This window comes from Pseudoalteromonas sp. SWYJZ12, from assembly GCF_015864395.1.
Classification (GTDB): Bacteria; Pseudomonadota; Gammaproteobacteria; order Enterobacterales; family Alteromonadaceae; genus Pseudoalteromonas; species Pseudoalteromonas arctica.
In genome coordinates this window covers 1-12,733 of sequence record NZ_JADYXH010000029.1, presented here as the reverse complement: position 1 = coordinate 12,733, position 12,733 = coordinate 1, and the positions used below count along the sequence as shown (strand labels likewise).

Genomic DNA, 12,733 nt, shown 5'->3' with positions numbered 1-12,733 from the left:
AGAGATTTACTAACATATTGAACCACAATGATATTTGAATTCATTTTTTGCTAGCTAGTTATTTTCAGTGCAGTTAGCGCTGAAAATAACCGCTTGAGATAGATTTATTATTCGCAGTTTGGGTGAATCGCAGCGTTTATATAACAAACAACCCCGTGTTATGCATTTTGTAGGATTAACCCCGGCCGTTTAATTTGATACAATTATGGCTCTTTAACTAATTTTGTAAGGTATGCGGGTGGTAAACCTAGGTCAGTTGTTTGGCGAGCTAAAAACGTGCTTGAAAAAAGATCAATTCATTTTCAAAAAACGCTTACATGGCGTAAAAAAAATAACAGATGAAAACAAGCATGCCAACGCGCTTGAAAAAATAGCGGCTGATATAACCCGTAGCCAAGAATTACGCGATAAACGCTTAGCGGGCCTTCCTAAAGTGACTTACCCTGAGCAATTGCCAGTAAGTCAAAAAAAGGAAACAATTAAAGACGCCATTGCAAATAACCAAGTGGTTATTATTGCAGGTGAGACGGGCTCAGGTAAAACAACTCAAATACCTAAAATGTGTTTAGAGCTTGGCCGTGGTGTTGATGGCTTAATAGGCCATACTCAACCACGCCGATTAGCAGCGCGAACGGTGGCTAACCGTATTGCTGAAGAAATGAAGTGCGAACTTGGTCAGCAAGTCGGTTTTAAAATTCGTTTTAGCGATCAGGTTTCTAATAATACGTACGTTAAACTAATGACTGACGGTATTTTACTGGCAGAAATTCAGCAAGATCGTTTTTTAAACCAATACGACACCATAATTATAGATGAAGCGCACGAGCGTAGTTTAAACATCGACTTTATTTTAGGTTACTTAAAAAACCTACTTCCAAAACGTCCCGATCTAAAAATAATAATTACGTCTGCAACCATCGATCCTGAGCGTTTTTCAAAGCATTTTGATGATGCGCCTATTATAGAAGTATCGGGTCGTACTTTCCCTGTTGATGTGCGTTACAACCCAACGGCCGATATTAATAAAGAAGATATGGAAGCCGAGGGCGATCAGCTACAAGGTATTTTTGATGCTGTTGACGAACTGTGCGCGGAAGGTCCTGGCGACATACTGATATTTTTAAACGGTGAGCGTGAAATACGCGATACCGCTGATGCACTTAGCAAGCGTAATTTAAAACACACTGATGTATTACCACTTTACTCGCGCTTATCTAACGCAGAGCAAAACCGTATATTTGCGCCACATTCTCGTCGTCATATTATTTTATCGACCAACGTAGCCGAAACGTCACTAACCGTGCCGGGTATTCGTTATGTCATAGATCCAGGTACTGCGCGTATAAGCCGCTACAGTTATCGTACAAAAGTTCAGCGCCTGCCAATAGAACCTATATCGCAAGCAAGTGCTAATCAGCGTATGGGTCGTTGTGGACGTGTTGAAGCGGGTATTTGTATTCGCTTGTACTCTGAGGATGATTTTTTATCGCGCCCAGAGTTTACCGACCCTGAAATACTGCGTACTAATCTTGCCTCAGTTATTTTACAAATGTTGGCACTCGGGCTTGGTGATATGGCGCAATTTCCGTTTGTGCAAGCACCAGATAGCCGTAATATAAGTGATGGTTTATCGTTATTAGAAGAACTACAAGCAGTAAAACCAGACAAACGTGATAGTAAAACGAGTTTAACCGCTTCAGGTAGAGAACTCAGCCGATTACCCGTTGACCCACGTTTAGCCAAAATGGTGCTCACCGCTCACAAACTTGGCGCATTGCGAGAAGTGATTGTTATTGTGGCAGCACTGTCGATTCAAGATCCACGCGAACGCCCGCAAGAAAAACGTGCTGCAGCCAATGAAAAACACGGTCGCTTTGACGACCCAGATTCAGACTTTATCGCTTTTTTGAACTTATGGAATTACCTAGAAGAGCAGCAAAGCGAGCTGACTAATGGCCAGTTTAGAAAGCTGTGTCAAAAAGATTTCCTAGCCTATATGCGCCTGCGTGAGTGGCAAGATATTGTTTATCAAATAAGTACTGTGTGTAACGAAATGGGTATGAAGGCAACCAGCCAAGCGGCTGATGGCGAACTCGTTCACAAAGCGTTATTAAGCGGAATGCTGAGCCATATTGGCTTTAAAGATGAGAAGCAAATATACAAAGGCGCACGTAATAGTCAGTTTCATATTTTTCCGGGTTCAGGTTTATTTAAAAAGAGCCCTAAATGGATTATGTCGGCAGAGCTGGTAGAAACCAGTAAATTATATGCCCGCACAAATGCAAAAATAGACATTAACTGGGTAGAACCATTAGCACAGCATTTAGTGAAACGCAGCTATACAGAGCCACACTGGGAGAAAAAGCCAGGTGCGGTAATCGCGTTTGAGCAGCAAACTTTGTATGGCTTACTTGTTGTAAATAAACGCCGCTGTGTTTATAGCAATATTGACCCTAAAGTGAGCCGAGAGCTTTTTGTGCGCACTGCATTAGTTGAGCAAGAGCTGGGCTTAAACGAGGGCTTTTTAGCATTTAACAGTGAGCTTATTGAAGATATTCAAGTTCTGGAAAATAAGTCGCGTCGTCGTGATATTTTAGTTGATGAGCAAACGTTATTTGAGTTTTACGATAAAAAAATACCCAAAGAAATTAATAACCGCGCTGCATTTTTAAAATGGTATAAAACACAAAAACAACAAAATAAGCATTACCTACACATGACTCGTGAAGAGCTAATGCAGCATGGTGCAAGTAATATCACTGAGTTTGACTACCCTGACACATGGCAGCAAGACAATATTATACTGCCGCTTGCTTATCATTTTGACCCAGGCCAAGCAGTTGATGGCGTTGCGGTACAAATACCGGTAGCACTTTTAAATCAAGTACAAGAGAGTGGTTTTGACTGGCATATACCTGCATTTAGACATGAGCTAATAAGTGGGCTTATAAAGTCATTACCTAAATCGCTTCGCCGTAATTTTGTGCCAGCACCAAATTACGCAGATGCAGTACTTGCAGCTATTGAGCCAATGCAAGGTAGCTTAATTGATGCTTTAGCTACGCGTTTATTAAGAATGACAGGTGTGAGAGTTGATGCAGAAGCGTGGGATTTAACCGCGCTTGCACCGCATTTACGATTGCAGTTTGAAGTACGTGATGAACACGATAAGTTACTTGCTCGTGGACTTGATTTAGCCAAACTTAAAGCAGAGCTGCAAGGTGAAGTAACCGAAACACTGTCTAAAGTAGCCGATAAAGGCATTGAAAAATCAGACCTAACACAATGGGACTTTGGTGAGCTGCCAGCGTCATATGTTAAAAAACAAGGTCAATACGAAATAAAAGCATACCCTGCGCTGGTGGATAAAAAATCAGCCGCTGCAGTGGAGCTTTTTGATAGTGAAGCAAAAGCGCAGCAAGCGCATCAACAAGGTTTGCGCCGTTTAGTATTGTTAAATGTGCCGTCGCCAATTAAGTACTTACAACAAAACTTACCGAATAAGGCAAAGCTGGGTTTGTACTTTAACCCATTTGGTAAAATAGCTGATTTAATTGATGACTGTATCGCCGCAGGTGTTGATAGCTTATTAGTGAAACACGGCGATATACGCGATGAAAAAGTATTTGAAACAGTAAAAGAGCAAATACGAGGTGAGCTCGGTGATGCCGTTGTATCGATTGCAACGCAAGTTGAGCAAGTATTAAGTATTGCGCACGCACTGCATAAAAAAATGAAAGGGCGCGTTGATTTAACGATGATAACCGCGCATGGCGATATAAAATCACAGCTTGAGTCACTTATATTTAAAGGTTTTGTGAGCGCGCATGGCGCAGATAAAATAACGGATTTAATTCGTTATTTAAAAGCGATTCAAAAACGTTTAGAGAAGCTGCCTGTGGATCCAAATCGTGATAGGTTATGCGTACTAGAGTTGGATAAAGTTGCTCAAGAGTACAAAAAAGTAGTTAATAAAACGCCTAAAGGCTTGCCTATTCCACAAGAAGTAACCGCTATTTTTTGGATGCAACAAGAGCTTAGAGTGTCGCTATTTGCTCAAACGCTTGGAACTCCTTACCCAATTTCGGCTAAGCGAGTACTTAATGCGATAAAAGAGATAGAATAAAACTTGCATTTTCTATTAAGCTTAGTACCTTAATAGGAGGATTTATTTTTGTTTTGAAAAGGAAGTGACATAGTTATGTCCTCATCGATTGAACATAAAACAAAGCGACTTTTAGTGGTAGACGACGAGTATTTTAATTTTGAAATGCTCAAAGCAGCACTCGCGTCGAAATTTGATGTTAGTTATGCAGATTCAGGGCAAAGCTGTCTTGCATCGGCAATTGCGAGTCCGCCAGATATAATTTTGCTTGATGTTTGTATGCCTGGTCTTGATGGTTATGATACATGCCGAATGCTAAAACACACACCTGAAACAAAAAATATTCCTGTTGTTATGGTATCGGGCCTAGAGTCTCCATCTGAAAAACAAGCAGGGTTTGACGCTGGTTGTAACGCATATGTTGTAAAGCCATTTTCAGTGGGTGCTTTGTTGGAAGAAATTAACACGGTTTTTTAGAGGTAACGTATGTTTACTGATGATAAGCGAAATTTTAGACGCATGCAGATCAATACACCTGCAAATTTAACAACGATAGAACCAATAGCGGGTTTAAGTTTTGCCGCAGAGTGCGTGGATTTAAGTGCAACAGGTTTATCAATTCATTTAGATGAATTACTTGAACCTAATACATTACTGACGGTGAACATTGATTCGACTCACCCAAGTATTGCGCCTTTAAATGCAACAGCAAAAGTAATACGTGCCAGCAAAGAAGATGATGGCACGGTAACAGCAGGTCTTGAAATCATTCAGTTTAACTAACTTGAATCCAGTTAAACTCAATAGTAGATATTAAAAAACCTTACAGATTAAGCCTTTTAAGTAAAAGCCTTCAGGGTAGCTGCCAGCAATTGGGTGATCAGCTGCCTGGTTTAATCGCTCCATTATAAGTAGGTCTTTACCTGCATCAAGTGCTGCATCGGCGACTACTTTTTGAAATAAGTTTTGTTCCATTAAACCAGAGCATGAGAACGTTAGTAATGTTCCACCTGGTTTTAGTATTTGCATGGCAATCATGTTGATATCTTTGTAACCACGACACGCACCGGTTAGCTGCGCTTTATTATCAGCAAACTTTGGTGGGTCCATTACGATGGTATCAAACTGTCTACCTTCGTCGCGGTATTGGCGTAGTAACTTAAATACGTCCTGCTTAACAAAACTTACTTTATTTAAATCTAAGTTATTATGCTCAACATTACGTTTTGCTGTATCTAAAGCGGGTTGAGATACGTCTACGTTAGTTACATGCTCACATCCACCACGCAGGGCGTACAACGAAAATGTACCTGTATAACTAAAACAGTTAAGTACCGTTTTACCCTTTGAGAAGCGCTCAAGTGCGGCGCGGCTATCGCGCTGGTCTAAATAAAAGCCTGTTTTATGTCCATCAATTATATCGACTTCAATTTTAAAACCGTTTTCCTCAATAAGTACCGGCTGTGTTGGTTCGTTACCCCAAAGAGCGCCTTTTATTGGCTCTAAGCCTTCTTTAGTGCGTACTTCTACGTCTGAGCGCTCGTATATGCTAGAACCTGGGAAAATAGACATCAACGCGCCAACAATCTCGCCTTTATGACGCTCAGCACCGGCACTTAATAGCTGACACACTAACACGTTATCAAACTTATCGATTGTAACGCCTGGTAAGTAATCAGATTCAGCAGCACATAATCGAAACCCTGTTAATCCGCCTTCTTCTATTACTTGGCTACGTGCTTCTAATGAGCGACGTAAACGGCGTTCAAAAAAGTTTTGATCGATTACTTCTTTTTCGTCAAAGCTCCAAACACGTGCACGAATTTGTGAGTGAGGGCTGTAAGCAGCAGTTGCTAAAAACTTACCTTCGCTATCGTGAATCGTTACTGTGTCGCCTAATCCAGGTTTACCTTTAATTTTTTTGATGGCTTTTGAAAATAACCAAGGGTGTTTTCTTTTTAATGATTTATCGCGACCAGCTTGTAGGTAAACGGCAGATGACATAAGGCTTCTCAGTAGTAATAAATAAGCGCTGTATTTTAGTCAAGCAAGGAGCAACATACAATGAATGTTTTGCAAGGTGGGCATAAAGCACGGTAAAGTACGGATAATTTATCGATTCATTAGCTTTTGGAACCTAATAGTGCCTGACGCCGTTTTAAGCCCCGATTTAAAAATACTTAATTCACAATGTAGAGAATTTATAACCTCTTTAGTGCATGCTGATGTAGCTCACGATATTACCCATATAGAACGCGTGGTGCGCGTTGCAATACAGCTATGTGATGCGGAGCAGGCAAACATGTCAGTAGTATTACCTGCAGCGTGGATGCATGACTGTGTGGCAGTGGCTAAAAATCATCCTGATCGTGCAAAAGCCTCTACTATGGCAGCCGATAAGGCATTGGAGTTTTTAAAATCTATTAATTATGACGAATCACTCTTTGATGAGATTCATCATGCAATTGCGGCGCATAGCTTCAGCGCAAATATAAAAATTAAAACAGTTGAAGCGCAAATAGTACAAGATGCTGACAGAATGGATGCATTGGGCGCTATTGGGGTGAGTCGATGCATGAAAGTAGGCGGATCAATTTCTCGGTTATTGTATAACCCAAATGACCCTTTTTGTGTTGAACGCGAGGCTGATGATAAAACATACACGCTTGATCACTTTTTCATAAAGTTATTACATATTGCCGATAGTATGAATACCCCATCAGCTAAAGCAGAAGCGAATAGACGAACAAGGTATATGCATGAGTTTTTAGAGCAATTAAAGTCAGAAATAGGTGAGTAACGTGAATAATACAAGCATACCTAAATTATCTGGGATTGATCATTGCCATTTAAATGTTGATAACTTGGTTGATGCCGTTAAGTGGTATGAGCGTGTTTTAGGTTTTAGTGTAGTACCCGAGCTTGCCTTTTGGGATGAGGACGGACGCGGCCCTTTAACACTTGAAGATACAAGTTCAACAACTCGTTTAGCACTTTTTGAAGGTGAGGGGCGTAGTAAAGGGATTGCATTTTTGGCCTCAGGGGATCAATTTATTCAATGGCGTAATCATCTTGAGGGTTTAAATATAAAAGTAGTTTTAGCAGATCATGGTGTAACGTTTTCTATGTACTTTAAAGATGAGAGTAGCAATAGCCATGAAATTACGTCACATGACTATCGTTATATAAAGTCTTACTACCCAAATGTTGAGCTTGGCTCTCACAGCGCTAAAAAGAATTAGCTTTCTTGATTTGAATTTTTTATAGCAAGAATATCGTCTAATTTTTTCACAAATAGTTCGATTAGAGCGGGATCAAAATGAGCTCCTGCTTGCTCTTGCATATGCAAAACTGTTTTCTCTACACTCCATGCCTCTTTATAAGGGCGTTTTGAAGTCAGAGCATCAAAAACGTCAGCAACGGCAACAATTCTACCTTCAATTGATATTTCTTCGCCTTTGATCCCGTTAGGATAGCCTGAACCATCCCATTTTTCGTGGTGTTCAATAGCAAGTTTATGAGCGAGTTGTAATAATGGCGATGAAGAATTTGCTAATATTTGTGCACCAATTATGGCGTGTTTCTTCATATGCTCAAACTCTTCAAAAGTTAACTTTCCTGGCTTGAGTAAGATAGCATCAGGGATACCTATTTTCCCAACATCGTGCATTGGGGCGGCTTGGCGTAAAAGCTCTGCACTTTGCTCATCCATACCTAGCGCTAATGCTAATACTTTGCTGTATTGGCTCATACGCACTATATGTTCGCCAGTGTCAGTATCTTTATATTCAGCTGCACGGCCTAGGCGTTGTACTAAATCTACATGTGCTTGTTTTAATTGCTCAGCTTGCACTAGCGATAAGTGAGTTTTAACTCTAGCTCTTACAATAGCAGGGCTTATTGGCTTAGTAATATAATCTACGGCACCAAGTTCAAAACCTTTAAATTCATCATTTTCGTCCCCCAAAGCTGTCACAAAAATAATAGGGATATGAGACGTTTTAGGATTGTTTTTTACCCGCTGGCAGACTTCAAACCCATTCATATCTGGCATCATTATGTCGAGCAAAATTAGCTTTGGTAGTTCTTTTTCAAGTAGTGCCAATGCGGCATCACCCGATTTAGCAAACGACATACGATATTGATTACCTAACACTTCGCGCATTACTTTTAGATTTGCAGGCTCATCGTCAACAATTAATACTCGTGGCCTATCTGTTGTAAAATCCATTAATTAATACTCATTGTTTGTTAGTTTTTCAAGTAAGGTTTCTAGTATTACGTGTGCTTTATCAAAATCAAATTCATCAAAGGCCTCGGCTATATCATCAACTTCATTTTTATAGATTGAAGGTATGCCGCGTTGCAGTTTTGCTAGTAGCTCATCATTTAATTCTGCATTTTGTGCATCTTGATAAAGCGTCTTACACAGTGACTTAATTTCATCAATTGATAGCGTGTCAGAACTATTATCTTCAGGCTTACTACTTGGCTTATCGCAAGTATTAGATGACAGGAGTTGTGAGATGACAAGTAGCTCGTTTTTTATATCGTCTAAAGTACTAATAACTTTAGCGTCACTTTGTTTTTGCTCTAAATCGGTTAATAACTTCATTAATGTTATTAGGCCTAAGTTACCAGCAACACCTTTAAGTGTGTGAATGGTGCTATCGACATCTTTTATGTTTGATAATTTATCACTGAATAATGTTTCGAACCGTTTATTACTGTCACTAATAAATTTAGTAATCTCTGTAAGTTGCTTACATTTAGAACCCCAAAGGGCTAACCCTTTTTCAAAATCTATATGCTGCGCTTTAGGATCGCTTTGCGATATAACCATTTCTTTTGCAATACCAAGACCAAGCACTTGTGCTATTTCTTGGTTTAGCTGATTTATATCGACGGGTTTATTTGCAAAGCCATTCATGCCTGCTTTTTTAGCCGTAAGCTTATCTTGTTGTAATACACTGGCTGTGAGCGCGATAATTGGCGTGTATTTAATTTGTCTTTGATTTTCTATTGCTCTTATTTTTTGTGTTGCCTCTATGCCATCACACAATGGCATATGTATATCCATTAAAATGACATCAAAGTCTTGTTCTTCAAATACTTTAATCGCTTCAAGTCCGTTAGATGCCTTGGTAACTGCATGCTGATCGCGTGACAGGAGTAAAGAAAGTAGTTCTGTATTTTGCTCGATATCGTCAACTACTAACACCCTAAGTGCAGGCAGTTGTGTGTGTAGACCATCAAAATGATCTATTTTAGTTTCGTCACCTAAAGTAAGCGGCAATGAAAAGTAAAAGCAGGTGCCTTTACCTAGTTCACTTACTAAGTTTATTGTTCCGCCCATAAGCTCTACAAGTTGTTTGCTTATGGTAGTACCAAGACCTGTACCACCAAAACGGCGAGTAGTAGTACCATCGGCTTGTTCGAAAGGTTGAAACACTGCTTGAATACGATCTTTTGCAATACCAATACCGGTATCTTGTACTTCAAAAAACAGATGCTGATTTTGTGTTATAGCAACAGTTACGGTAACAGAGCCTTTTTCGGTAAACTTAATAGCATTACCAATTAAATTAGTAAGTACTTGCCTGAGTCGATCTGGGTCACCGTAATAAGTAGCACTTACTGATTCTTTAATATGAAGTTTAAGTTCTAAATCTTTCTTTTTAGCTTCTAACCAAAAAGTAGAAATAATACTGTCTATTACTGGCTTTAAACTAAAGTGTATTGGCTCAATAGTGAGCTTACCGCGCTCTAGTTTTGCAGAATCGAGAATTTCATTTAATAATCTAAGTAATGAACGCGCTGCATTATTTACGGTCACTAAATGCTTTTGTTGTTCTTGATCAAGTGGGGTATCCATTAATAGATCGCTGAAACCTATTATAGAATTCATTGGGGTGCGTATTTCATGGCTCATATTAGCCATAAAAGATTGCTTTGCATAAGCAGCTTCTTCAGCTTTAAATTTAGCTTGCTCTAGTTTTTCTTCATATTCTTTGCGTTCTGTAATATCAACTAAAACACCATCAATCCACTTTGCTTGACCTTGGGTATCAAAGTCGATGCTGCCTTTATCTAAAAGCCATAAGATTTTACCGCTTCTGTGGCGAATTCTGTATTCGATTGAATACTGACGTTTTTCTTCTACGGCTTTTGTGACGGCATCTACAATAGGTTGCTGGTCTGATTTTAAAACTAGATCGTTAAATTCAATGCAATGTTCAGTAAATTCATTAGGGTTATAACCCGTTAACTCGTTGATGCTCGGGCTGATAAAAAGCATGGTCCAGTTATCATCAAATTTACACCTAAAAGCCACACCTGGCATGTTATCCATTAAAGAGCGATACTTTTGCTCTTTTTCTTCAAGGCTTTTTTGTAAAGTTCGTTGCTCTGATAAGTCTGTTATGAAGCCTACGTATAGAGGATTTTGCCCTGGCTGATTAACTTCTCCAATCCCCAAACGAATCGGGAATAAGTGGCCATTTTTATGCTTTGCAAAAATTTCACGGTTAACACCGATTACTTTACCTAAATCAATATTTTTAGCTTTAGAAAGGTAGCTATCGTGATGCATCGCGATAGCATCATCCATTAGCATTTTAATATTATGATTTTGTACTTCATTTTCGTGCCAGCCAAAAATTTTACTGGCTGATTCGTTAAAGCTCAAAATAATGCCGGTGTGATCAATCGTTACGATTCCATCAATGGCTGTGCCTAAAATTGCGTTTAAGCGAGACTCGTCGGCTGACTTTTCTTCAAGTAACATTTTATATCTGACCATGCCATTAAGTACCGCTACTACGCTTGTAATGGCAATCGTTGCTGTTGCAACCGCGATGGCTACAAAAGTGAGCCCAGCAGAAGCATTTGCGTCGTCATATAAAAGAGGAGATGTTGCAACAAAGCGTGTAGATGCCATGCCCATATAATGCATAGCAGCAACAGCAAAGCCTAATATAATAGCGCTGATGGCTCTATTTTGTAGGTATGATAATTTTGGAAAAAATTTTTCAAGATTAAAGCGGCTATATAACGCTATAAACGAAAGAGCGACGGCAACTAAAATTGAAAGGCCAAAGGTCAGTGGGTCATAGCGCAACATTGGGGAAAGCTCCATTGCAGCCATACCGCTGTAATGCATTGTACCAATACCAGCCCCAAGTAAGATGGAGCAAATGCTGAGCACTCTAAAGTTTCCATCACTATTTACAAGTATTGATACCGCATACTGACATGCTAATAAAGCAGGAAGAAAAGAGAGTAGTGTGATTGTTGGATCGTAGCTTATATTAGTACATAGCGAAAAAGCTAACATACCTATAAAGTGCATACTCCAAATACCAGAAGAAAATACAGTTGCTGCGGTTATATTTGCTAAACGTTGATAACGAGGGAATTTAGTCTCTTTTGCTAAATCAATGAGCTTTGTAGTAAAAAAAGCAGCAAAAATGGCTATTAATACAGACATTGAGACTAGAAGAGGGTCGTAAACCCCATTAAGTATTAGGCTTGGATCTTGGTCTGTAATGAAGAAAGCTGATAGCATAACGGCTCGAAATATAATCTTTATTTTACAAGTTTAATCTAATTTACTAATAAATGAACCGTTATTTCTAATCGCGCTATAAAGTGACGAATTTTAAGCAAATTTATTTATTGTTTTGTTATTGAAGTAAATAAAGTGATTTAACTTTCAATTCAAAGAAAACAGACGGCTCAATCTCTAGCTTATTATAATAAAGCGGATTAGGAGTTAAGTGCGACTTTATGCTTAAGAGTTTAAAATTGATGGTAATATGGATTATATAAACGGATGCTATATTTAGAGTTTAAGTCGTGTTTGAATATCAACTAAAAAAGAGTACTAGACGCAAAACAGTCGCAATAAAAGTGCATAGTCAAAAGGTAACTGTGTATGCGCCACATTTTGTCGCAAAAAAACACATTGATACTTGGTTAGTTGACAAACAAGAGTGGGTTGCAGAACAATTAAAAAAACAATTGTCAATTGATGACACTAAGCAGTACCCTTTTGAATCTAAAAAAATAAGTGTTTTTTCAGAAACTATTTATTTGAAATTGGACTCAGGCCAAGATTCCAAAGTAACCCCGTATGATGACCACTTACTTATTACAATATCTCCTCGAGTTAAAAACACTAATCAAAAGTATCGACAGCTATTAGAGACTTATTTAAAAGAGCAGCTTATTGCTTACATAGAAATGCGTTTAGCGTATTTCTGTACTCAAATGGGTGAAGAGTTGCCAAATGATTTAAAAATAGGTGTTTATAAACGAAAGTGGGGGAGTTGTAATAGCAAGCGAGAACTCACTTTTAATTTACATCTTATAGGTGCTCCTTACCACGCTATAGATTATGTGATTGTTCATGAGCTTGCCCATTTAAAGTATTTAAATCATAGCAAAGCTTTTTGGCAGCGAGTAGAGGCGTTTTTCCCCGATTACAAAACATCATCTAATTGGTTAAAACAAAATGGTATGAGTTTACAGTGGGTGTTTTGATGTTACTGAATATAGGAATATAGGAATATAGGAATATAGGAATATAGGAATATAGGAATATAGGAATATAGGAATATAGGAATA

Annotated in this window: 9 protein-coding genes; 6 read left to right on the top strand and 3 right to left on the bottom strand. The window is 38.8% G+C overall.

Annotated features, from left to right (window positions below; genetic code table 11):
• The first annotated feature begins 238 nt into the window (after window positions 1-238).
• From hrpA to I6F42_RS18905, 3 genes are all read left to right on the top strand, one after another.
• A complete protein-coding gene (gene hrpA, locus I6F42_RS18915; RefSeq protein WP_197153088.1) occupies window positions 239-4,126 on the top strand; it encodes an ATP-dependent RNA helicase HrpA in 3,888 nt (1,295 codons plus the stop codon).
• 75 nt (window positions 4,127-4,201) lie between these two features.
• Window positions 4,202-4,582 (top strand): PleD family two-component system response regulator, encoded by a 381-nt coding sequence (locus I6F42_RS18910; protein ID WP_007581064.1) that lies wholly within the window; start codon window positions 4,202-4,204, stop codon window positions 4,580-4,582.
• Window positions 4,583-4,591: 9 nt separating this feature from the next.
• Window positions 4,592-4,888, top strand: coding sequence for a PilZ domain-containing protein (locus I6F42_RS18905; protein WP_007581065.1), 297 nt, complete (start codon window positions 4,592-4,594; stop codon window positions 4,886-4,888).
• Between the two features lie 30 nt (window positions 4,889-4,918).
• On the opposite strand, the gene I6F42_RS18900 is transcribed toward I6F42_RS18905, so the two are convergent.
• On the bottom strand, window positions 4,919-6,109 hold the full coding sequence (locus I6F42_RS18900; RefSeq protein WP_007581068.1) for a class I SAM-dependent methyltransferase: 1,191 nt from the start codon (window positions 6,107-6,109) through the stop codon (window positions 4,919-4,921).
• A 64-nt stretch (window positions 6,110-6,173) separates the two neighbouring features.
• Here I6F42_RS18900 and I6F42_RS18895 point away from each other — a divergent pair, with 64 nt between their 5' ends.
• The gene (locus I6F42_RS18895) at window positions 6,174-6,905 is read left to right on the top strand and encodes an HD domain-containing protein (protein ID WP_231616403.1); all 732 of its coding nucleotides are present in this window, start codon (window positions 6,174-6,176) and stop codon (window positions 6,903-6,905) included.
• Window position 6,906: 1 nt separating this feature from the next.
• The gene (locus I6F42_RS18890; RefSeq protein ID WP_197153084.1) at window positions 6,907-7,347 is read left to right on the top strand and encodes a VOC family protein; all 441 of its coding nucleotides are present in this window, start codon (window positions 6,907-6,909) and stop codon (window positions 7,345-7,347) included.
• On the opposite strand, the gene I6F42_RS18885 is transcribed toward I6F42_RS18890, so the two are convergent.
• Window positions 7,344-8,336 (bottom strand): two-component system response regulator, encoded by a 993-nt coding sequence (locus I6F42_RS18885; RefSeq protein ID WP_101163310.1) that lies wholly within the window; start codon window positions 8,334-8,336, stop codon window positions 7,344-7,346. The genes I6F42_RS18890 and I6F42_RS18885 overlap by 4 nt on opposite strands.
• 3 nt (window positions 8,337-8,339) lie before the next feature.
• Window positions 8,340-11,672, bottom strand: a complete 3,333-nt coding sequence (locus I6F42_RS18880; RefSeq protein WP_197153082.1) for an MHYT domain-containing protein — start codon at window positions 11,670-11,672, stop codon at window positions 8,340-8,342.
• A 344-nt stretch (window positions 11,673-12,016) separates the two neighbouring features.
• Here I6F42_RS18880 and I6F42_RS18875 point away from each other — a divergent pair, with 344 nt between their 5' ends.
• On the top strand, window positions 12,017-12,649 hold the full coding sequence (locus I6F42_RS18875; RefSeq protein ID WP_374939253.1) for a M48 family metallopeptidase: 633 nt from the start codon (window positions 12,017-12,019) through the stop codon (window positions 12,647-12,649).
• Window positions 12,650-12,733: the final 84 nt, after the last annotated feature.

Excerpts from the sequence above, each read along its gene's own strand:
- I6F42_RS18880 (WP_197153082.1), bottom strand. The coding sequence starts at position 11,672 with ATGCTATCAGCTTTCTTCATTACAGACCAAGATCCAAGCCTAATACTT.
- I6F42_RS18885 (WP_101163310.1), bottom strand. The coding sequence starts at position 8,336 with ATGGATTTTACAACAGATAGGCCACGAGTATTAATTGTTGACGATGAG.
- I6F42_RS18905 (WP_007581065.1), top strand. The coding sequence starts at position 4,592 with ATGTTTACTGATGATAAGCGAAATTTTAGACGCATGCAGATCAATACA.
- I6F42_RS18900 (WP_007581068.1), bottom strand. The coding sequence starts at position 6,109 with ATGTCATCTGCCGTTTACCTACAAGCTGGTCGCGATAAATCATTAAAA.
- I6F42_RS18910 (WP_007581064.1), top strand. The coding sequence starts at position 4,202 with ATGTCCTCATCGATTGAACATAAAACAAAGCGACTTTTAGTGGTAGAC.
- I6F42_RS18895 (WP_231616403.1), top strand. The coding sequence starts at position 6,174 with ATGTTTTGCAAGGTGGGCATAAAGCACGGTAAAGTACGGATAATTTAT.